19 protein-coding genes and 1 pseudogene are annotated in these 21555 nt (G+C 44.0%); 9 read left to right on the forward strand and 11 right to left on the reverse strand.

The annotated features are described in order from the left end of the window. Positions 1-541 precede the first annotated feature (541 nt). From F461_RS0100990 to F461_RS0101010, 5 genes are all read right to left on the reverse strand, one after another. On the reverse strand, positions 542-1942 hold the full coding sequence (locus F461_RS0100990; RefSeq protein WP_019999294.1) for a sigma-54-dependent transcriptional regulator: 1401 nt from the start codon (positions 1940-1942) through the stop codon (positions 542-544). Beyond that, positions 1924-3408 carry an ATP-binding protein gene (locus F461_RS0100995; protein ID WP_019999295.1) on the reverse strand — a complete coding sequence of 495 codons (1485 nt, stop codon included), beginning with the start codon at positions 3406-3408 and terminating at the stop codon, positions 1924-1926. Before F461_RS0100995 ends, F461_RS0100990 begins: the two co-directional genes overlap by 19 nt. Positions 3409-3538: 130 nt before the next feature. After that, positions 3539-3919: a response regulator gene (locus F461_RS0101000; protein WP_019999296.1), complete on the reverse strand. Its 381-nt coding sequence runs from the start codon at positions 3917-3919 to the stop codon at positions 3539-3541. Between the two features lie 18 nt (positions 3920-3937). After that, entirely contained in the window at positions 3938-4318 is a 381-nt protein-coding gene (locus F461_RS0101005; RefSeq protein WP_019999297.1) for a hypothetical protein, read from the reverse strand. 86 nt (positions 4319-4404) lie between these two features. Then, positions 4405-6120 (reverse strand): sensor histidine kinase, encoded by a 1716-nt coding sequence (locus F461_RS0101010; RefSeq protein WP_019999298.1) that lies wholly within the window; start codon positions 6118-6120, stop codon positions 4405-4407. 548 nt (positions 6121-6668) lie between these two features. Here F461_RS0101010 and F461_RS0101020 point away from each other — a divergent pair. The 3 genes from F461_RS0101020 (at position 6669) to F461_RS0101030 (ending at position 8777) form a co-directional block, all read left to right on the forward strand. Then, entirely contained in the window at positions 6669-6884 is a 216-nt protein-coding gene (locus tag F461_RS0101020) for a hypothetical protein (protein ID WP_019999300.1), read from the forward strand. Between the two features lie 397 nt (positions 6885-7281). Then, positions 7282-7986, forward strand: a complete 705-nt coding sequence (locus F461_RS0101025; RefSeq protein ID WP_019999301.1) for an ABC transporter ATP-binding protein — start codon at positions 7282-7284, stop codon at positions 7984-7986. Further along, positions 7983-8777: an ABC transporter permease gene (locus F461_RS0101030; RefSeq protein WP_019999302.1), complete on the forward strand. Its 795-nt coding sequence runs from the start codon at positions 7983-7985 to the stop codon at positions 8775-8777. The genes F461_RS0101025 and F461_RS0101030 overlap by 4 nt, the downstream gene beginning before the upstream one ends. A 102-nt stretch (positions 8778-8879) precedes the next feature. On the opposite strand, the gene F461_RS0101035 is transcribed toward F461_RS0101030, so the two are convergent. From F461_RS0101035 to F461_RS0101045, 3 genes and pseudogenes are all read right to left on the reverse strand, one after another. Further along, positions 8880-11036, reverse strand: a complete 2157-nt coding sequence (locus tag F461_RS0101035) for a methyl-accepting chemotaxis protein (protein ID WP_019999303.1) — start codon at positions 11034-11036, stop codon at positions 8880-8882. A 566-nt stretch (positions 11037-11602) separates the two neighbouring features. Continuing rightward, positions 11603-11845: pseudogene (locus F461_RS0101040) on the reverse strand (chemotaxis protein); the annotation flags it as partial. Between the two features lie 207 nt (positions 11846-12052). Then, positions 12053-13252 (reverse strand): FAD-dependent oxidoreductase, encoded by a 1200-nt coding sequence (locus tag F461_RS0101045; protein WP_019999305.1) that lies wholly within the window; start codon positions 13250-13252, stop codon positions 12053-12055. 346 nt (positions 13253-13598) lie between these two features. Between F461_RS0101045 and F461_RS0101050 the strand changes: the two genes are divergently transcribed. Then, complete coding sequence (locus F461_RS0101050) at positions 13599-14570, forward strand: bile acid:sodium symporter (protein WP_019999306.1); 972 nt, start codon at positions 13599-13601, stop codon at positions 14568-14570. A gap of 199 nt (positions 14571-14769) precedes the next feature. Here F461_RS0101050 and F461_RS0101055 read toward each other — a convergent pair whose 3' ends face one another. Continuing rightward, positions 14770-15495 (reverse strand): SIMPL domain-containing protein, encoded by a 726-nt coding sequence (locus tag F461_RS0101055; RefSeq protein ID WP_019999307.1) that lies wholly within the window; start codon positions 15493-15495, stop codon positions 14770-14772. A gap of 506 nt (positions 15496-16001) precedes the next feature. Between F461_RS0101055 and phnD the strand changes: the two genes are divergently transcribed. The 5 genes from phnD to F461_RS0101080 all read left to right on the forward strand — a co-directional run bounded on the left by phnD (position 16002) and on the right by F461_RS0101080 (position 20306). Then, complete coding sequence (gene phnD, locus F461_RS0101060; RefSeq protein WP_019999308.1) at positions 16002-17003, forward strand: phosphate/phosphite/phosphonate ABC transporter substrate-binding protein; 1002 nt, start codon at positions 16002-16004, stop codon at positions 17001-17003. Between the two features lie 9 nt (positions 17004-17012). After that, on the forward strand, positions 17013-17804 hold the full coding sequence (gene phnC / locus F461_RS0101065) for a phosphonate ABC transporter ATP-binding protein (RefSeq protein ID WP_019999309.1): 792 nt from the start codon (positions 17013-17015) through the stop codon (positions 17802-17804). Beyond that, on the forward strand, positions 17801-18589 hold the full coding sequence (gene phnE, locus F461_RS0101070) for a phosphonate ABC transporter, permease protein PhnE (protein ID WP_019999310.1): 789 nt from the start codon (positions 17801-17803) through the stop codon (positions 18587-18589). The genes phnC and phnE (F461_RS0101070) overlap by 4 nt, the downstream gene beginning before the upstream one ends. Beyond that, entirely contained in the window at positions 18582-19379 is a 798-nt protein-coding gene (phnE, locus tag F461_RS0101075) for a phosphonate ABC transporter, permease protein PhnE (RefSeq protein WP_019999311.1), read from the forward strand. Before phnE (F461_RS0101070) ends, phnE (F461_RS0101075) begins: the two co-directional genes overlap by 8 nt. Before the next feature lie 135 nt (positions 19380-19514). Then, positions 19515-20306: an HAD-IIB family hydrolase gene (locus F461_RS0101080; protein ID WP_026364548.1), complete on the forward strand. Its 792-nt coding sequence runs from the start codon at positions 19515-19517 to the stop codon at positions 20304-20306. Positions 20307-20604: 298 nt separating this feature from the next. On the opposite strand, the gene F461_RS0101085 is transcribed toward F461_RS0101080, so the two are convergent. Both F461_RS0101085 and F461_RS0101090 read right to left on the reverse strand, forming a co-directional pair. Then, the gene (locus F461_RS0101085) at positions 20605-21030 is read right to left on the reverse strand and encodes a hypothetical protein (RefSeq protein ID WP_019999313.1); all 426 of its coding nucleotides are present in this window, start codon (positions 21028-21030) and stop codon (positions 20605-20607) included. 15 nt (positions 21031-21045) lie between these two features. Next, on the reverse strand, positions 21046-21519 hold the full coding sequence (locus tag F461_RS0101090) for a MoaF-related domain-containing protein (protein WP_143154860.1): 474 nt from the start codon (positions 21517-21519) through the stop codon (positions 21046-21048). Positions 21520-21555: the final 36 nt, after the last annotated feature.

Consider the following 21555-nt stretch of genomic DNA (forward strand, 5'->3'; position numbering starts at 1 on the left):
GCTACTTATAATGCTATACGCCTCGAAAAAGATAGAAACCGTAGTAAAAGATGTGCTCATATCTTTCTGGCTAACTACGGAAAACATAGATCTACTGGCGAGGTTCCCTGTCCCGTCGAAGGAAAAAAAGATGATGTCGCTCTTTTTATCCCACATGCTAGAATAACGGGCTTGGGCACCAAGCGCTGTCGAGAAGTTATATATAGTTACATTGCATACCATGCATTGTATTAGGCAAGCGCTGTGCCAAACTTATCCGACACTAGCAAAACATCTAACACACCAATTATATTGATTTTTTAAACAAACAAAAAAAGGAGCACACCTCATTTGGGCGCACTCCTTTGTCAGGTTCTTTTACAATTGATGTAATTTTTTTTTACAGTTCAACACGTTGATTTCTTATAAGGACAGTCATGTTCCCTCTGGCCTTTCTTAGGCACAAAAAAAGGGCTGCTACCCTAGCACCCCTTTCACACATTCTTATTACGCCCCCATAACAGTTGGGACGATATTGTAGGCCGTTAGACAGCTACTACTGCTAGCTACCGCCATGTTCCTTCAACCCATACTTTTCAATCCGTCCGAGTAACGTCGGTCTGGACATACCAAGCAATTTAGCGGCGCGAGTTTTATTCCACGAAGCCAGTTCCAATGCCTCGGTGATCACAATTGCGCCAAAACGGTCCGCCAGAGTTTCAAACGTCTTATCATGATGCTCGGTCAGTAACGTACGAGTTACCCATGCACGAACATCGTCTTCGTCTCCTGCCGACTGGTGAGAGACAGCAGCACCTTCTACAAGCTTCACAAAATCATCTTTGTCGAGCGGAAGTCCACGGCTGAATATCAATGCCTTATGCATTTTATTGCTTAACTCACGGACATTCCCGGGCCACGAATATTTCTGCATCATTGCCAGAGCTTCTTCTGTCAAACCGGGATTATGCATAGCGGATGCGCTGGCATGCATAGAAAGAAAATGTTCAGCCAACATCGCAATATCCTCAGTACGTTCACGAATGGGAGGAAGTGTGAGATTAACCACATTCAAGCGATAGTACAGGTCTTCCCTAAATTCACCATTGGCAACAGCTTGCTCCAAGTCTTTATTCGTGGCTGCAAGAACCCGAACGTCAACAGAGATAGGCTGACTACCGCCCAAGCGTTCAACTTGCCGTTCCTGCAACAGCCGCAAAATCTTAGCTTGAATTGAAGTCGGCATATCTCCGATTTCATCAAGGAAGACAGTTCCGCCATTTGCTAATTCAATTTTCCCTGCTTTACGATGGGAGGCACCAGTGAACGCGCCCTTTTCGTAGCCGAAAAGCTCACTCTCAAGCAACGTATCCGGAATAGCCACGCAGTTAATAACCTGAAATGGCGATTTTGAACGCAAACTATGTTTATGGATAGCCTGCGCTACAAGCTCCTTGCCTGTGCCGGATTCTCCACGAATAAGTATGGTTGCATCTGTTGGCGCAGCACGTCCTATCCTTTTACAGACATCCTGCATGGCTCTGCTTTTCCCTAAAAGAATAGGAGTATTCGCAGGCATGGGGGGAGTACTGGCATTAGCAGAAGCAACCTGTATCGCTTTTTCAATCAGGGATAAAATCTCAGGAACATCAAAGGGCTTCATGACATAATCAAACGCACCCATTTTTGTTGATTCAATAGCGGTATCAGTGGTGCCGTACGCAGTCATAATTAAAACCGGTAAATCAGAATACAGTGCGCGCAACGCTTTAAAGGTCTCAAGCCCATTCATACCCGGGAGACGAACATCAAGCACTGCGATATCCGGTCTGTCCCTCTCGGCCAGTTCAACGCCCGTTTCTCCACAATGCGCCTCCACAACATCATATCCTTCTGCATGAAGAATATTCTGGAAGCTTTTGCGCAACTGAGCGTCATCATCCACTAAGAGAATTTTTGCCATGTGGTCCCTCGTGTTACAGGAAGTGCGAGTAAAAATGCTGTGCCCTGATTTTCAGATGAAGTTACATGCAACCAGCCGCCGTGCTCTTCCACAATACGTTTTGCAATGGCAAGCCCGAGCCCTGAGCCTTCTTCCTTTGTACTGAAAAAAGGTTCAAATATTTTCTCAAGAACATCCTCGGCAATTCCCGGTCCTGTATCTTCAATCCTGATAAAAACAATCGTTCCCAAAGGCTCAACTATATCCGTTTTCTCCGTAATGGTTATCGAGCCTCCCTGAACCATTGCATCACATGCATTCAGAATCAAGTTAACAAGTGTCTCCTTTAACTGCCCGCCATCAATAGGAATAGCCGGAAGTAACCCTGTCCGCTCTACAGACACACGCACCTGCTGTGATTCAAACCGGTGTTTAAGAAGCTTCAGCGCCATATCAACAACTTCGGACGGACTTTGGAGTTTTGCCTTCAATTCCGGACGGCGTGAAAATTCAAGAAAATTTTTCATTATATTATCAATATGCAGAATCTCTTCACTCACAACACCAAAATCTTCCTGCTGCTGTTCATCCAGTTCCAGTGAACGTTCCAAAGAAAAAAGTCGCATTTTTACAGAGGTAAGTGGATTACGGATTGAATGCGCAACTCCTGCTGCAAGTTTACCGACCAGCACCATTTTTTCCGACTGCATAAGTGTCTCTTTATTCGCATCAAGTTCCTTCTGGGTATCGTCAATATGCATAATCAACGATTCTAGCTTATTACTTAGTGCAAGCACATCGTTCTTTGTAGAAGGAGAAGTACTATCGCAGACATCATCAGTGGCATGAGCAAGGGTTCTAATTGGATCAAGAATTTTTCTGTATAAAAAGACGATTAACAACAGCTCAATAATTGCTGATAAAATCAAACCGCCCGTAATGACATTACTAACTATTTTCGCTTCTTCCGAAAAATTCTTACGATTCTGCTCAATCGCCTGTTCATAAAGTGCCCTGAATTCTTTGCATAAAAGCAAAAGCGTACTGAACTCATCACGAATCTTCCAATGCAGTTCTGCCCCGACTTTCGACCTTCTCTGCTTGTAGTTTTCAATTACTACTTTTCTACTTGCATCGTACGTTGCATACAACCTCTCAAGCTTAGAAAGAACAAGTAAACTTTCTTCAGAAAAAGCAGATTCTTTTACTTTGCTAAGCCGCTCTTCAAAAAGTACACGCTTCCGATCCAACTCTTTCAGCCATGAATCATCATGCGAAAGTAAGTAGTAGGTAGTATCGCCTTTTTGCTCCATAAGCGCTGCGGACAGACCATGTGATGCTTCCAATGCTTCTACATTTTTAGCAGAAAGCTGTACCTGAAGACTTTGCGTCCGGTTTGTATACCACAATGTTATGCCCGCACCTGCCAGGTTCAGACCAATAACACAGAACAATAGCAACGCTATTCTGGTGCGTAATGAAAGCATACTCACAACCCTTCTGACTGTTTCGATAAAAAGATAACGGGCCGACCTTATCAATCAGGTAGACCCATTATACAAGTACGCCAATGCCATAAACAAGATTTACCCTGTGCATTCCACACAGAAAGTATCACTACGATTCCACACTTATCTGCTCGTACGCTGCCATGATCGTTATGATAAGTGTTTCAAAATCTACAGGTTTTGTCATGTAAGCAAAAGCGCCTAATTGCATCGCCTGTGTTTTTTCTTTTTCACCACCATGCCCTGTTACTATAATGACCTGTACGTTCGGATAATTTTCTTTGACTCTTTCGAGCACCTCCAGTCCGTTAATGCCCGGCATCATAATGTCGAGCAGCATGACATCCGGCACTCCTTCTTCAACAATCGACAACGCTGTTTCACCATTAAACGCAACGGTAGAGCCAAAATCGCGCAGACGTAAACGCTCTGCAAGAGTTTCTACAAAGTCCTGTTCATCATCCACCAGTAATAGTTTTATTTCGCGCATCTCAACCTCAACTCCACGTTAAATGGTTACTAGACCATAGCGTATTTGATCCTGTCTAAGTCCCACTGTTTCCATAAAGGACATAAACTCGTACTGCTGTTGAACTTGCGGAGACTCTTTACCCATAAGCTGCTGTGCAACATCCAGATGTCCAGCTTCTGCAAACGTCATTGGAACAAAGTAGTTATCCATCGCATCGAAAACAACATTTGCGCCTTCACTACCAACACGCAAAGCCACGTTGCCCTCTGCCATTGCTACGGCCACCATCTGTTCTTCGAACCACCCTTCTGCAGGGCTTGGTAGTTTTGCAATATCCCGTGCTATGGAATGAAAACCTGCTTCTGCAAATGTAGCTGCTGTAAACGAATCTTCAAGAAACATAATAACATTCTGCATGACGACCTCCTTAATGCACTACTGTTACTGACACATACACCGCAGACATGGGCAGTATCAGCAAAAGCCATTTTTTAACCGTAAATTTATGCCCTTACCGGCTCAGCTGATAACGGCAATGTTATTGTGAAAACACTGCCGGTACCGAGATGACTGGTCACTGAAATATCACCACCCAACTTTTGGATAATACCGTACGAAATAGCTAATCCCAGCCCGTTTCCGGCATTTCTCTTTGTAGTAAAAAATGGTTCAAAAATACGACGCATAGTATCTTCACTCATACCGCAGCCATCATCGCCGATAACAATTTCGACCCCGTTTTCTACGGTCTTACTTTCAATATATATTACGCCGCCTTCCTTAACTGCTTCCAAGGAATTGCTAACAATATTAAGAAATACTTGCTGCAACTGCCCCTTGTCGGATTCAATTTCAGAGAGTGTTTCTTCCAGCATCAGATTTATGGATATTGAACGTTTTGTGATCTCTTTTTCTAAAAATTCAAGAACCTCACTCACAATCTCGTTCACATTCAACCATTCATTTTTGGCTTCAACCTTACGGGCAAAGCCAAGCAACCTATGTGTAATAGCGCTGCATCGTTCAACAGAGGAAGTAATCCCGCTAATCTGCCGTTCAAGCACGCTGGTTGCATCCGTCACAGGCGATCGCGCTAATATATCAGACATCAGTCCTGATTTTTCTTTTATGACCGCAAGCGGGTTGTTAATTTCATGTGCTACCCCCGCAGCAAGTCGCCCAATTGACGATAGTTTCTGCGTATGCTCAATATCCCTCAGAATATTTTCGCGGCACTCATCCGCAAACATCAATTGCCGAATCAGTACATTTGTCAGCCCGAAGGCTACGATGGTGATTAAGACTGCACCGCCGATAAGAACAACCAGCAAGTCGGTTCGCAAAGAGAACCATGCCCCCGTAGCCTGTAAGGCAGGGCGCACCGCCATTAAGATAAATTCTGGCTGTACAAAATTCACGTACGCCGCAGAATATTTTTCCTTATTTACCGTCACGAGGGCATTGCCCCCCCGATACTCTGCATGAGGTAATTCGAATGGAACAGAACTCAGAACCGAGCCGAACAATCGGGATTCTGTCTGCAACACTCTATTTTTATTAAGCAGAAAGGCATCTACACCGGGAGCAAGATCCATAAATGAAATAAGTTTTGAAAACGGCTCTGTTGCGATAGTCGCACGCAGAATCCACGGCTCTCCGCCTGCAGTTACGCTTTCAACCGCGATAGCTATATGCGGAAGTTTGCGATAGCCCAAAAAAACACTGCTTATGTATGTCCCGCGCACTCTTGTTTCATTGAACCAGTCGTGCTCCGAGTAATCATTCCCCAAAAGATTATAGGGACCGGCATACGCTACTTGCTTTCCTTCCGAATTGATCAGTCCCAAATCCACAAGCCCTTCAAATTCCCCTTTTGCCGTATGAAATATTTTCCGAAGGTTCTGAGAGTCTGAAAGCTCTTCAAAATCATGTGTTGCTGCAATAAAGCTCACAGCAGACAGCCGTTCATTTAAATACAATTCAAAAGAATATTTTGTTTTATTCACCAGGCTCAGCATGGACAAACGCTGCTCTTTATCCAATGATGACTTATAAATATGAAAATTGATCAATGCCATAAGGCATAATGGAACAAGCGCAACCATTCCGAACAGACCAATCATTTTGAACCGCAAAACATTGTACCGCCGTAATCCGGCTTCCTCTTTTGGGACAAAGTTTGTCACGAATATTTTTGATAACCGTTTTAATGCAATCATCTGCTGTATCCACGCTATATAAAGTCATTACAGGGATTATGTTCACGCTACTCAATGGGATAAAAGCAAAAGGTGTACCACAACTTTATTCTTTTAATACAGCATATTACGAATATTCTTTTTTTGATTACATAAAAAAAACGTCAGGTCTTTTTACAATCGTAAAAAAAACTGACGAATACATACCCATTATTACGGCGAGTAATCTTTCCAATTCCGAGGCGCTATTTTGGGAGAAATAAGCATACAAAAAAAGATACTCACCACTGACTCCGCAGCCAACGGTACCTCCTTTTCGCTCAAAAATATGCGGCACATACATTACTATTACTGCCACGCAGCAAGGGCGTTATGATGAGATTTTCAAGCTCCCAAGCCCCCTCCACAACATTATGGCTCCTCGACCTACGCATTACCCTCACGGAATCACACAGAAAGCACCATTCCAGAGGAAACAAGTTCCAAAATTCTAATTGGTCTTTTCACGCCAGCGCCGTATATTTTTATAATACCTGTTTTTTATAACCTAAACTCCTTAGGAGTCAGCCATGCTTGTTAACTGTTTCAAAGATGCTGACAATTCGTTCAAAGTGTATTTTTGTAATGCCCACAAAAGACATAATTCTATTCCGGAGACTGCACACCTTGTAAGCTCGCAGCCCATTGAAAGATGGCAGAGTGCTCCGCTCTATAGGGGGTACAATATCTTTGAAACAATTCAGCGTCATGGTGTCTGCATTATCGACCACAAAGTAAATGGGTAATATAGCCTCCACACAACAAAAGACCTCGCATGCAATTTTCTCATGCGAGGTCTTTTTACTTCAATGATCACGCGAACAAAAAGAACTAGCTGCAACATTTGACACGTCAATACATGATATGTCTTCTATTAGTCATGGTTATTTTTCTTGCCAATACACCTCTACAAGAGGCCTTTTATCCAACTATGTTCTAAGAAAAAATAACTTTGCAAAATATAGCAAAGTGACAAGCTGTATTAAATAGTCACCCTCGGTTCACCAGCTTGACATGATGAAACATATATGTCGGATTAACTAAATAACCGCTATCACCTCGGGTATCCGACCAAGTAACGCAACTCGATACTGGATTATGTATTCCCGTATCCCAACTAACCCAAAGCCCCTCGAGATATTGATGCACTCTCCATTACCTGAAACACAAACCCGCACGCACAACAATCGTACGCCGGTATTAGAATTTAAAAATGTCAGCTTCACATGGCCCGGTGGTATTGGCCTGCATAATGTTTCGTTCAGTATTCCTGAGGGACAATTCGTTCTTATCTCAGGCTCCTCAGGCTCTGGGAAATCAACACTCCTGCGGCTCATTGTTCGTCTTGAGGAAGCCAGCAAAGGAGAAATACTTCTACACGGCACTCCGATTACTACATTCTATCCTCCAAGGTTACGTACCCATATAGGATTCGTGCAACAACAGCCGATCCTTATTCCCGGTTCCGTACGTCAAAACCTGCTGTTTCCTTTTGCCCTGCACAGCAGAAAAAACTGTACGCAGCCGGAAGAGAAAATACTTATCCACTGGCTACAGCGGCTGGCGTTAGGAAATATATCTCTGGAGACGCCTGCTGAAACATTGTCTATGGGGCAACAGCAACGCGTGTGCTTCATTCGCGCTGTACTTACCACCCCAGATATAATCTGCTTTGATGAGCCTACAAGTTCTCTTGATCGTGAAAGCAGAGAGTGCGTTGAGTATGCAGCAGAAGAACTGGTGCAACAAGGTACATCCGTTGTGATGGTAAACCACACCAGCTATCACCCAACCTGCCCGCATATGCACCTTTCCGTTGCAGATGGCACTGTGAGTGTACTTACATGACAGAATTTATCTCCATTTCATGGACACAACTTATGATTGCTCTCGGGCTTGTCAGCTTTTCCGCAGCAGCATCGCTCTACTATCATTTAAAGCTTGAACGTGATTTGTTTGTCGGAGTCATCCGCACCTTTGCTCAGCTATTGGCTATGGGATACTTGCTGAACATCCTTTTCGGCCTGAACAACGCATTCCTTGTGCTAGCCGTATATGCCACTATGACACTTATCTCAGTGCATATTGTGCACAGCCGCGTAAAAGAAAAACAAGTAGCCTATTTTGCACCGACAACCTTTGCCGTAATGCTCAGCTACTTCCTTATTACTATTACCGTTACAAAGGTCATTATAGGAACAGATCCTTGGTGGAGCCCACAATATTTCATTCCTATTGGTGGAATGATCGCGGGTAACTCCATGAATGCGCTATCTCTTACTTTGGAGCGCTTCTTTTCTGAACTACGCTCAAAACGGGAACAGGTTGAAATGTATCTGTGCCACGGCGCGAATTACAAAGAAGCGACTGAGGAAATATTTCGAACTTCGCTTCGTGCCGGTATGATTCCGGCGATCAACTCTTTGATGAGTGTCGGTCTGGTTTCCATTCCCGGTATGATGACCGGTCAAATTCTCGCTGGTGCAAACCCGCAGGAAGCAGTGCGCTACCAGATTGTCGTCATGCTTATGCTTGTCGGTTCAACGGCTCTTGCAGCTATTCTGGTATTATTACTCGTTCGCAAACGTTGCTTTACACAAGCCATGACACTTGTATTCACAAAACATACGCCTTCATAACGATTACAAAAAACTTACAGGGCATCCTTGCTCCCATTAAATATCAAAAAAAAGCGCCTGACGCGAATGTGTCAGGCGCTTTTAGTTTACAAGATAGTGGAACTAGATGTTTTTCAACCCTTCAATTACCTGTGACAGTTCACCGGAAAGTCGGGCAAGTTCGCTCATGGCCAACGCTGACTGACTCATAGATTCTGCGGTCTCACCAGCAATTCTGTTCACTTCTTCTGTGTTCTGACTAATCTGTTCAGAAGCCGCAGACTGTTCTTCCGCAGCGGTTGCAATAGTGCGAACCTGATCAGACGTTTCTTCAACGATTCGAACAATGGTATCAAGAGCTTCACCGGCTTTTTCCGCAAGCTCTGTACTTGCGCCTACTGTTTTAACCGTTTCCTGCATACCGACAATATTTTCACGGGTGCCCTGCTGAATTGCAGACACTGCACGCTCAACTTCTGAAGTTGCCTGCATAGTTTTTTCAGCAAGCTTACGGACTTCGTCTGCTACGACAGCAAATCCTCGTCCGGCTTCACCGGCACGAGCTGCTTCGATAGCTGCGTTAAGAGCAAGCAGGTTAGTCTGATCTGCAATATCAGAGATAACGCTCATAATGTTACCGATGCCTTCCGCCTGAACACCCAAGTGTCCTAAACCAGATTCAAGCCTGAGAGCTTCTTCGTTAACCATCTGAATTGATTTTACAACACCATCAACAATTTCGCCGCCAGCCTCCGCATTGGTGCGGGCTTCGTCAGCACTTTCAGATGCTTTGCCCGCATTTTGGGCAACTTCAAGAACAGTAGCATTCATCTGTTCCATGGCCGTGGCAGCTTCCGTTGTACGTTCACGCTGAATATCCGCACCTCGGCTTGCTTCATCCACCTGCGCTGCCAGTTCGTCAGATGCTGAGGTAATCTGCATTACAATACCTTCAAGCTGGGATGCAGCCTGAAGCATGCCCTCACGTTTAGCTACCTCTGCCTCAGCACGGGCTTCTTCCGCTTGTTCCAAAGCTATTTCCGCCTCACGGCTTTTCTGTTCGGCTTCTTTGGTTTTGTCATCAGCCATGCGCATATTATGCACCAGCTTGTTCACCATATCTTTCATAGCAAGATACAATGTCAAAAATTCACTGGAGAAACGACTATCCTCGGGCAAGTCCTCGTAATTCCCCGCCGCAACATTTTCAGTCACGCTAATCAGCGTCGCAAATGGTCTAGTAAGGTATGTGACAATACCCAAAATCACTATCGAAATAAGTAAAATTGCGACAACTGAGAATATCAGACTAAAACTAAGAAAAGCATTAGCATCCTTCAGTATTGTCTCTGTCGGAAGAATAACAAGGATGCTCCAAGGAGTGTCAGTCCCTGAGATCGTAATAGGTTGAAAAACATACATATTCTCCTTACCATCCAACGGAGATTCTGCGGTAAACTGAAGAAATTCTCCATTCTTTACAGCGTTACGTACTTTTTCTTTATTCTCAGGAGAAAATCCTTCTGTAATATTTTTACCAACAAGATCCGGATCAGGATGCGCAACAAGATATCCTTCTGTAGACATAATCGCGGCGCGTCCTGTGCCCATCGGTTTGATCTGTTGAACCATTTCGTCAAAGGAAGTCAGCGAAAAGTCAATACCGACAATTCCAATAAATTTCTGCTTATCAAACAACGGCACACTAACTGTCGCCATGCTGCCCTTTACAACTTCTGAATAGTACGGCTCAGTCAGCACACTAGCATGCGTATCCCTTGGGTCTTTATACCAACTTCTGGTTGTTTCCGGACTGTGCTTAGTTAAATCCTCAGCTTTAAATGTTCCGTCAGCTTTCCAGAAATATGGTCCATAGCGACCATCTTTTCCCCACCATGCACGCTGTCCCGCATACTCTGCATCATGCCCATCAAGTTCGTTTGGCTCAAATACAGCCTGAATACCGTAAAAAGCGTTATTCTTACGAATAGCCTCTTTCATCATTGCATCAACGATATCACGATCTATTATCTCAGGCTTTGCCCGCATGGCCTTAACCACGTCAATTAATGTCTGAGATACAGTAAGGGCTTGCTCAATTTTCAGCTTCACCTCATTACCGTATTTACCACCTACAAGCCTGGCTTGTTCCTTTGCCTGCTTTACAGACATTTCCCGTGCTTCACCAGAAAGTTGAAAAGAATACACCCCAAAAACAATACACATAGCAATGCATAGACAAAGAATAATCTTGTTCCGAAACTTCATACGCTCAAACATAACCCATCTCTCCTCTAACATATAGAACACTACTGCCCCCAGTATGTGCTCTTTAATGTCAAACGCAGATTCATAGAGGAAATAATCTCCACTGCTCTCCAGTTGTGCCTGTCGCAACACTCAAGACAACCTGCTACAAAAACAGCAATACCAATACTATTTCAAACAGGACGAGCAGCATATCAATACAGACTATCCCCCGTGCACGTATCAAATACTATTTTTTTTATGCACAGTCCGTTATCCAATACAGCCGCAACATAACATATTGACATTTTCCTATCGGCTAATCTGTAGAGAACATTACAGGGAAAAATAAATAAATGTTTTTGTAATACATTAACATAAAAGTACAATAACGTAATAAATGGTGCGTAACACAGATCTATTATGTGTCTATTTTTTTAACAACCCCTTAATCTGCCTTGTTCACCAAAAGCATTCCTCATAAAAAAGTATCTCAAGTCAAAGAAGCCCCCCATCAAGAGGAAAGGTACAGCACTCTAAAGGAACTTCCTACCTATCCACCCAAATGGGGGGCATATCATATTCGCGTCAGGCGTTTTTTAATTTACAAAAGAATGCGTCTTGATATTTTTCAATCCTTCAATCACCTTTGACAATTCACCGGAAAGTCGAGCAAGCTCGCTCATGGCCAACGCTGACTGATTCATAGATTCAGCAGTTTCACCAGCAATTCTGTTCACTTCTTCTGTATTCTGACTAATCTGTTCAGAAGCCGCAGACTGTTCTTCCGCAGCGGTTGCAATAGTACGAACCTGATCAGACGTTTGTTCAACGATTCGAACCTTACATGAGTGGGCTTTTAACAAACTAATTTTCTATTCACATAGTACCGGCACGAAAATATTGCCCACTCCCCAGCGCAACGAGCAACACAACATGTTGCCTTTCTTCTATCGACCGGTAACTAAATAATATTATAAGAAAAACACACTAACATGCTGTAATAACTCAACATAGCAACTTAACCCCTTCTTTATTATAACTTAACTTTAATGCATTATTTTAATTATATCTTTTAACAATCCCTGAAGTGAGTACATTTTTACTAAAGAATTACGCGTAACCGAGGTAAACAACGAATTCCGGAACATGATTTTAGCAAGGAAGCGAGAGTTGTCCTGAACAGTTTCAACCCTTTTCTTCTGGCGCTTAACATACTTTTCCAACGCGACCGGCATATAATCAATATCCGTTCGAGACAGTTCGTCTGAAAGAACCGAAGCAGAATCCATCGCCATAGACGCGCCTATTCCTGCAATGGGAAGAAATGCGGTCGCTGCATCACCTAATAAAACAACTCTCTTAGAAAACCACCGTGTTGCGCGGCAATCCTCTATATTCCAAAAAAATGCACTCTCCAGCCCTTCCAGCGACTGCAAAGCAGAATGTAAAATACCCGTAGCCACTTTCTCACGAAGCGACGCTGCAAACTCTGCTGCTGTAAATTTCGATAATTTTTTCTTATTACCACCCATAAAAACAGCCAGTTTATTGTATACGGGATATATTCCCATAAACCAGCCATCTGCCCACAGCTCTCTGTAAGTAACTGCATCAAAATCTTCCAACGAACGCCATACTCCCCATCCTCCCCAACCTGTAGACCTATAGGCATATTCGCGTTGAGAAAGGATCATCTCCCGGATTTCTGAATAAATACCGTCAGCACCGACAACAAGATCAAATGCCTGTGCTGACCCATCAGAAAAAGTCACGACAGCACCGTGAGGATTATTCTGTATCCGTTCGACTGTTGTATTGTAGAATATATTTTCTTGTGGGATATGGCTTCGCAATAGTGTGAGCAGCATCCCTCGATCCACTCCACGGATCTCACCATACTTATCTATAAAATTAGTGAGCGGAAACTCTTTCAATACCTTTCCGGCGCTATTGTGCACAACATACCGTTCCATCCCCCTGCTTATCTGCTGAAACCTGCGGTGCATGCCAAGTCCATGCAGTACCCGTTCCCCCACAGGGTAGAGTCCAAGAGCATAACCGCTTGCCCCGTTTTTTCCACCACGCTCTACTACCACGGGTTTCTCTCCGTGCTGATGCAACAACGCAGCCAACGTTCCCCCAGCCATGCCGCACCCGACTATAAGAATACGTAATCGAGCCTGTGCAAGTACAGACTCCATACTGCCTCCGACGGTCAATCGACAAACGCTGCTTTGAGCACTCATGAAAACTCCTCCTCTGTAAAAAGGCTTCCCATATAATACGAAAACAACGCCGATACGGCCTGTATATTATGCCCGTCTACACATTACTCACCCAAGGTATTCCCCATAAAAAAAGCTTCTCTTAACTGAGAAGCTTTTTTTAACAACAGAAATAACAAGAGACAGCCGTTCACTCACTGGCTTTTTTCCTATATCCTTCCCCTAGATAGCACATTTCTTTGTGACAAGTTCAATTTTTTACAGAGTAAAGCCAGAGGATCACTGTCAACACATCATATTTACTACATTAAAAATAGTGTATTGTGACATATGAAAGGCAATACCAGCTATCTGGAGAAAAATCTTAATGAAATTTCAAAAAATATTAGAGCTGGGTAACAAAAAACTATTACTCCTTGGGGTACTCATCGCTATTGTGCTGGGCGTACACCTTCCTCTTTCTCAAGAAATACTGCACGCATTTCATTTCACCACCTTGCTGGTTGCTATCATTTTTATTGCGCAAGGGTTAAATATGGATTTTTCCCAAGCTATTAACATTAAGAAACACTTCAAAATCATGGTGGCAGGAACTATTATTGCCGTTTTTGCATATCCTGCCCTAGCGTATGAATTTACCCGCATATTTTCGCTTGCAAACGATTTCGCTCTGGGATTCATCCTTATCTGCTGCTTTCCGAACTCACTGGAAGCAGCCATGGCAATGACTATGAGTGCAAATGGTAACCGTGTCACCGCAGTAGTGCTTCTTACGGGGCTATGTCTTGTAGGGATATTCAGCATTCCCTTTAACATCTATATATGGGTCGGTGGTACAGAGCACATCAGCGCCTCCACCGTCCTGGCTAAAGTTATCGGTTACGTTTTTCTTCCGGTATCTGTCGGGCAACTCCTCCGTAAATTCTTCCCTAGACTTCCTGAGCAAACAAAAAGAATCTCCCATTATCTGCCGATCCTATGTTTATCTGCTCTTGTCTATATATCCTGTTCTCGCGAAGCATCTATCCTCGACGAGCTTAGCTTTAGCGACATCGTGCATACTCTCTTCCCGAGTGCGTCACTCCACCTGCTCATGCTCGTCATAGCGGTTCTTGTCGGACGTTATATCTTACACCTCAGCAAGGAGGATAACCGCTCATTTATTTTCATCACATCTGAAAAACCAATGTCACTCTCAGTTGCACTATGGAGTGTGACATACGCCCCTGCACATCCGACATCGATATTTCCAATCCTAATTTTCTATCTTGCACAGATGATTATCGATAGCTTCATCATTTCGCGCCTTAAGCTGCAAGACTGTGCGAAAACTGGGTGAGAAAAAAGCGCGGGCTGATTAGACCGCGCTTTTTTAGGTATCTATGTACGTTCAGGTAATCCGACCTGTTCCCAAACCCAAGTTTCTCCATCAAGATGCATGATTGAACGCCCTGCATCTTTCAGTATTTTTTGGGCATGTTGACTACGACTACCGGAATAACAAGTTCATTTAAGGCTACCTGAATACTATTTTCTGCCTATTGTACTGAAAAAACAAGCTCTACTCGAACTCTGCAAGTAGACGCCTGCAGCTCATACATATTAGAATCAGATGCCATAGCAGCCTTCTCCATATACATACGCGGAGCACCCTCAGAATTAATGACTGCGCGGCTAATACCGCCAAGCTTGCTGTCCATCAGCATTGCCATTACATCAGCGCGCTCTTTGCCGCGTTCCACGGCTTCCTTCAAAGCTTCTTTCTCACATAGGCGTCGGGAAGCCTCATCAACTTGCCCGTAAAGCGGCGAAACATCTTCCACACCACTTTTCAAAATAGCCAATGTTACATCCTGAGCTTTTTTCAAATCCAGTACTGTTATGGAATAGCTTGCGCGCACCTGATACCCTACAAGAGAATTATTAGAGTCTATTCGTTTGTAATATGGAGAAAAAGATACGTTCGCATCAAAATCTTTGGTAAATGATTTCGATCCCTGCAAATTTTTCTTAACAGTATCAGTTAATTTTTGCACCTGCTCTGCAAGCTTGTCCTTTGCTTCCTGTGCCGTCAGGGGATTACCCTTGTCCTGTTTTAACAACACAATAATCACCTGAGAAAACGAAAGAGAACCAGAGGTGGGCATAACTTTAGATTTGCCGGTTTCATTTAAAATAATCTGCTTAGGTGCTTCCTCAGAACACTGAGCAACCGCAGGGAAAAACAGCAACGCAAAAACAAAAAAAGCTGAAATATATCGCATAAACTCTCCTGATTATCTATACAGTGCTCGAACGCAGCACAAAAACCACTTCAAATGATGCTACCATATACGCATTCTTCTCAAAAGTTCAGACTTATTCAATGTTTTTTTCGACATACTTTTGCTACGCCACAATCATGCAGAACACATTGCCATTGATAGTACAAAACAATCGACGAAATACTATTCGGTGCAAAACATCAAAAAGCCAATAAAACCATAGTGAACACCATTCACATAACTTTTTCTCATTTTTTCAGACTGCCGTCCAATACAACAAAAATAGAATAGCACTCTACAATAATTAATCTTTTTGTTGTTTTTGCAACATCTTTTTGACATATTGTTTTTCGTCAATTTGAAAAAATTTTTCCGCTCCTATTGTCTTAACCGGTTACATACTCTATGAGATGCAGAGAATAGGTCGTTCGAGTTTTTTCGTTTAACGATGGAGCACACACCGTAATTAGGATGTGTGAATTGCTTACTTTATGCTGGAGAACCACATGAAAAGAATTATGTTGCTTGTTGCCATGGCATTTCTGTTAGCGTCTGTTCCTGCTCTCGCAGCAGACTGCACCAACCGTGGTGGTCTGGATACAAACTACTGTGATGAGGATAATGACCTCGTTGCAGACCTCGCACCTGCTAGCGAATGTAAAGACCCTAGCACACTGGTGTTCACCTACACTCCTGTAGAAGACCCTGCTGTATACCGAGACGCTTTTGCGGATTTTCAGGAATACCTCAAAGAAGCAACTGGCAAGCGTGTAATTTACTACACCGTCCAGTCTAATGCTGCAGAAGTTGAAGCTATGCGTTCCGGCAAACTTCACATTGCCGGCTTCTCTACCGGCCCTACCGGCTTTGCTGTTAACCTCGCAGGTTACGTACCAATGGCTGTTAAGGGCTACCCGGAAGGCTTTCAGGGGTACAACCTTATTGTTGTTGTAAAAAAAGACAGCCCGATTCAATCATTAGCTGACCTCAAAGGTAAAAAAGTAGCACACACATCTGCTTCTTCTAACTCCGGTAACCTTGCTCCACGTGCCCTCTTCCCTAAAGAAGGCATTACTCCAGACAAAGACTACACAGTTGTTTACTCCGGCAAACATGACCAGTCTGTTCTTGGTGTAGTACATGGTGACTACGATGCAGCACCTGTTGCTTCTGACGTATATGACCGTATGGTAGCCGCTGGCCGCGTTAAAGCAGATGCTCTTCGCATCGTATACCGCAGCCCTAAATTCCCTACCTCTTCTTTCGGTTACTCCAGCCAGCTTTGTGCCCCGCTTGCTCAAAAAATTATCGGTGCATTCAGCACCTACCGCTTCCCTAAATCCATGCAGAAGTCATTCCATGGCGCTGATCGCTTCTACCCAATCACCTACAAGGCTGACTGGAAAGTTATTCGCGATATCGCTGAAGCCACCGGCACCAGTTACAACGCTGTTGGCCTGAAGAAAATGGCTGAAAAAGAAGCTGCCAAAAAAGCTAAAAAGAAATAAGAGTCATACGTGTCTGTTGAAAATACCATTAAAGGGAACGGGGAAACCCGTTCCCTTTTGATCGAGAATTTGGAAAAGGAATACGTCAAAGGAAAACCTGTACTTAAAGGTCTTTCTTTTGAAGTTTCTGGCGAAGAAACTGTTGGCATTATCGGACCATCCGGAACCGGTAAGTCCACCCTTCTGCGCTGTATCAACCGCCTTATCGAACCAACCAAAGGTTCTATCACTGTAGCCGGCCACGACATCACTACCTACTCCGGTAAAGATCTTCGTTTAGCACGTCGCCGCATCGGCATGGTTTTTCAGGAATACAACCTCGTTGAACGGTTAACCGTCATCGAAAACGTACTCTGTGGCCGCCTTGGATACATTCCTGTCTGGCGTGCATGGCTTCGAAAATTTGATCAGGCTGATATCAACCGCGCATTTAAACTTATCGACCATGTAGGTCTTGGTGAATTCGCAACACAGCGTGCGGACAGCCTATCCGGTGGACAGCGTCAGCGCGTTGGTATCGCCCGTGCAATGATGCAGAGTCCTGACGTTATCATGGCGGATGAACCAACAAGCTCACTGGATCCGAAAACGTCTGTTGAGATCATGGAATTGCTCAAAATGGTTTCTTCTACCGAGCACATCCCAGTGTTGATCAACATCCATGATGTAAACCTTGCAAAACGATTCTGCGATCGCATTATCGGTATGAGCAAAGGTAAAATCATCTTTGACGGCCACCCGTCTGAACTCAAAGACAGCCACTTATCTCAAATTTACGGCGGTGAGGATTGGCTCTCATGACCACGGATGCACAAAGAAAATCACCATTCAAAGCAAGCATTATAGCACGACTGGGCTGGATTATTCTTGCCTGTTACGTTTTCTATGCTTTGAATGCACTTGATTTTACGTGGGTACGCTTCATTGAAGGTCTGGGGAACGGTGCCAAATTCCTTGGCGAGATGATTCCGCCAAACTTTGAGCGTTGGAACCTGCTTGTAGAAAACTTGATTGAAACCATCGAGATTGCAGTTATTGCCTCCGCTTTCGGCATTGGTTTTTCTCTGCCTATCGGCATGTGTGCTGCACGAAATCTCATGCCGGACTGGGTGACTTGGCCTGCTCGTACTATTATTGCAGTATGCCGCTCCTTCCACCCGGTTATCTTTGCGATCCTTTTCGTTAAAGCCGTAGGCTTTGGTCCGCTTGCAGGTATTCTTACATTGATATTCCTTTCAATCGGCTTTATCGGCAAACTTTTTGCCGAGGCAATTGAAGAGATTTCTCTGAAGCCTGTCGAAGCTATGAAAGCTGCTGGTGCACCATTCATGAGTGTACTTGTTTTTGCAGTACTCCCGCAGGTTTTCAACCGATTTATCGGTTTTGCCACGTACCAGTTTGACGCAAACCTGCGTAACTCTACCATGGTTGGTATTGTTGGTGCCGGTGGTATTGGTGGTACTCTGTTTGCTGCATTCCAACGCTTTGACTATGACTTCCTCGCTGCGATTCTTATTTCAATTATTGCGCTTATCATGCTTAGCGAACTTCTTTCCGTAAAGATAAAGGCGATTTTCAATGACTAATAATATGACATGGGAACGATTCACCCCCAGGCAGCGCCTTGCCCGTTTTGCGGTGTATCTTGGTGCAGTTTCCCTGTTAGTATTTTCTCTGAGTACCGTAGAGATCATTCCAGAATTCCTCTACGACGCGCCGTACCAGCTGCATGATTTATTTACACGCATGTGGCCAATTGACTTTGCGTCATACACTCAGGAAAATATTCACCAAGCACTCATCGAAACACTGAACATTGCATCTCTTGGCACTGTCCTCGCGCTGTTTTTAGCAGTGCCGGTCGCATTGCTTTCTGCAAATAATATTACCAGATCCCCAATTCTTAACTGGTTTGGTAAGTTTATTCTTGTTTCTTCCCGTACTGTTAACTCACTTGTTTGGGCTATCCTATTCGTAGCAATCTTTGGCCCAGGCGCACTGGCAGGTACCTTTGCTATCGGCTTCCGTTCCATCGGTTTCTGTGGCAAATTACTTGCAGAAGCACTGGAAGAAGTAGATCACGGCCCTATTGAAGCGCTTCGCGCTGCCGGTGCTCCAACAGTCAGTATCCTCCTTAAAGGTTACTGGCCGCAGGTTGCCCCAGCATTCTGGGGACTGGCACTCTTCCGTTGGGACATTAACGTTCGTGAATCCTCTGTTATCGGTCTTGTAGGTGCTGGTGGTATCGGTGTTGCACTTGATACCGCACTTAACCTCTTCCGCTGGCAGCAGGTTGCACTCATTCTGCTGTGCATTTTCACCATCGTCATTGTTGCAGAAGTAGTTGTTACCAAGATTCGCCAAAGCATCATCTAGTACAACGACACTGTGTAGTAAGTGCATCATGCAGTTACAGACTACAAACAGGAAGAGGGCAAAATTATTTGCCCTCTTTTTTTAAGAAGTTGTCTCATTGTTAACTCTGAGACCAATCCGGGGAACGCATTTTTTATGAAGCCTTTTTCTACTATGCCCGCAGATGTCAAACAGCACATCCGCTACATTCTTACTGATATTGATGACACCCTCACAGATGAAGGCCGCCTGCGCGCAGAGGCATACACTGCTCTTGAGCAATTGCGTGAAAATGGCTTTATTGTCATCCCTATTACCGGACGTCCTGCAGGCTGGTGCGACCAAATTGCACGCATGTGGCCTGTCGATGGCGTGGTGGGCGAAAACGGTGCATTTTACTTCCGTTACGATGACAAATCAAAAAAAATGATCCGTCGTTATGCAACTGCAGACGAACTCCGTGCGCAGCACAAAATCAAACTAGCAGAGCTTGGGGAACTTGTTGTTGAAAAAGTTCCCGGCTGTGCCATTTCTGCAGATCAGGCGTACCGCGAGACAGACATCGCAATTGACTTCTGCGAAGATGTGCCAGCTCTCTCCATCGAAGCTGTACATAAAATTAAAGAAATCTGCACCAGCGCCGGTACAACTGCAAAAATTAGTTCCATTCATGTAAATGCATGGTTCGGACAATATGACAAGCTTGCTATGTCTGCCCGCATTCTTAAAGAAGAATTTAACGTTGAACTCGAAGCTGTCCGCGAAAAAGTCGTCTACGCAGGCGACTCACCAAACGACGCCCCTATGTTCAGCTACTTCCCGAACTCAGTAGGTGTAGCAAATGTGCTTGAATTTGAAGATACCATCGAACACAAGCCGTCATGGATTACAGAAAAACGCGGTGGTGCAGGTTTTGCGCAGATCGCAGACGGCTTACTGGCAACTTAATAGCTGCGCTTCTCCTGCGGGAAGCTTGCATTTCGATTTAGTTCATTAAAGAAAACTCGTTACAACAATCTTGCAATATTGATTCACACGCAATTAGTCTTAAGAAATACAAACAAAAGCCCTCATATGAGGGCTTTTGTTTGTATTTCTACTTGAACAGAAAACACTACGTTGCAGTTACAGTAACGAAAGAGCCGTACATTTATGGAAAGTTCGTACAGAATAACCGCAATACGATAAAAAACGTTGCACCAGTAGCCATCGCGGATGACAAAGCTAGAAGTCTCCTTGAACCGTGCTAATTTTTTAAAATAAATGGTCCTTGGGAGAGATAATTTGCTTTTTCAGTTACAGCGACTTCATAGATCATGTTCGTTTTAAAATTAAATGTCATAACAACAGTCTGTGCATACTCTTCACTTCGCCATGTTATGTAAACAACTTGATCAGAAACTTGTACTACATCAAACCTTATGGTTTTCGGATCTGTCATTTTCATACCAGACTCAATTGAAAGCCTCATGGTATTCGGATCGACAATGAGTAATATATGAGACGCCCCCTTGAAAGGTCCAGTCCGCCATGTGTAGAGAATTGTTTTCCCCACCAAATCCCCCATTGTTACCGTGTTATTTTCCTGAGCGGTTATGGCAGTATCCTCTTCTGCATAGCTTGTTGTTACACAAACCATCGTCAATACTATCGCTATCAGCAGCCTCTTCATAGCCCACCTCACCTATTATTCATCCCTTGTTTTGCCCTTGAACAACTTCGGTAGGTCCTTTCTGTCTTTCTTTACGTCTCTAGTCCGCTCAATAGTAAAAGAACCCTTCAACAAATAATCACGATCCTCCTCCACAATCACACCATACATTTTCATTGTTTTAAAATTATAGGTGATAATGGCTCGAGAACCTGTTGTTTTTTCACGCCATGACATTTGTAATATTTCACACCCCACCTTGATGCAGGCGTACTCAACCTCTTCAACATTGCCTTTAGTACGTCCTGTTAACGAAGACCAAAGCATGGTTTTAGACGTTAAAATATCAGTTCGGTATGAAGCTCCAACAATGCTACCGCGCCTCCATGTCTCAATGAGCGTCTTACCGACCAAATCCTCAGGTCGAATATCTACCTGTTGAGCCATGCCAAAAGCGGTGCCTTGCACAATTGATAAAAAGAAAAAAAGTAGAATAGGAATTTTACGCATAACTACACCCGCTATGTACTTATCCATTACCAACCC

It is taken from the genome of Halodesulfovibrio aestuarii DSM 17919 = ATCC 29578, assembly GCF_000384815.1.
Lineage (GTDB): Bacteria > Desulfobacterota > Desulfovibrionia > Desulfovibrionales > Desulfovibrionaceae > Halodesulfovibrio > Halodesulfovibrio aestuarii.

Bases quoted from the DNA above. Each gene is read 5' to 3' on its own strand.
- F461_RS0101005 (WP_019999297.1), bottom strand. From the start codon at position 4,318: ATGCAGAATGTTATTATGTTTCTTGAAGATTCGTTTACAGCAGCTACA.
- F461_RS0101080 (WP_026364548.1), top strand. From the start codon at position 19,515: ATGAAGCCTTTTTCTACTATGCCCGCAGATGTCAAACAGCACATCCGC.
- F461_RS0100995 (WP_019999295.1), bottom strand. From the start codon at position 3,408: ATGCTTTCATTACGCACCAGAATAGCGTTGCTATTGTTCTGTGTTATT.
- F461_RS0101085 (WP_019999313.1), bottom strand. From the start codon at position 21,030: ATGAAGAGGCTGCTGATAGCGATAGTATTGACGATGGTTTGTGTAACA.
- F461_RS0101045 (WP_019999305.1), bottom strand. From the start codon at position 13,252: ATGAGTGCTCAAAGCAGCGTTTGTCGATTGACCGTCGGAGGCAGTATG.
- F461_RS0101090 (WP_143154860.1), bottom strand. From the start codon at position 21,519: ATGCGTAAAATTCCTATTCTACTTTTTTTCTTTTTATCAATTGTGCAA.
- F461_RS0101050 (WP_019999306.1), top strand. From the start codon at position 13,599: ATGAAATTTCAAAAAATATTAGAGCTGGGTAACAAAAAACTATTACTC.
- phnE (WP_019999310.1), top strand. From the start codon at position 17,801: ATGACCACGGATGCACAAAGAAAATCACCATTCAAAGCAAGCATTATA.
- F461_RS0101035 (WP_019999303.1), bottom strand. From the start codon at position 11,036: ATGTTTGAGCGTATGAAGTTTCGGAACAAGATTATTCTTTGTCTATGC.
- F461_RS0101055 (WP_019999307.1), bottom strand. From the start codon at position 15,495: ATGCGATATATTTCAGCTTTTTTTGTTTTTGCGTTGCTGTTTTTCCCT.
- F461_RS0101010 (WP_019999298.1), bottom strand. From the start codon at position 6,120: ATGATTGCATTAAAACGGTTATCAAAAATATTCGTGACAAACTTTGTC.
- F461_RS0101025 (WP_019999301.1), top strand. From the start codon at position 7,282: ATGCACTCTCCATTACCTGAAACACAAACCCGCACGCACAACAATCGT.
- phnD (WP_019999308.1), top strand. From the start codon at position 16,002: ATGAAAAGAATTATGTTGCTTGTTGCCATGGCATTTCTGTTAGCGTCT.
- F461_RS0101030 (WP_019999302.1), top strand. From the start codon at position 7,983: ATGACAGAATTTATCTCCATTTCATGGACACAACTTATGATTGCTCTC.
- F461_RS0100990 (WP_019999294.1), bottom strand. From the start codon at position 1,942: ATGGCAAAAATTCTCTTAGTGGATGATGACGCTCAGTTGCGCAAAAGC.
- phnE (WP_019999311.1), top strand. From the start codon at position 18,582: ATGACTAATAATATGACATGGGAACGATTCACCCCCAGGCAGCGCCTT.
- F461_RS0101020 (WP_019999300.1), top strand. From the start codon at position 6,669: ATGCTTGTTAACTGTTTCAAAGATGCTGACAATTCGTTCAAAGTGTAT.
- F461_RS0101000 (WP_019999296.1), bottom strand. From the start codon at position 3,919: ATGCGCGAAATAAAACTATTACTGGTGGATGATGAACAGGACTTTGTA.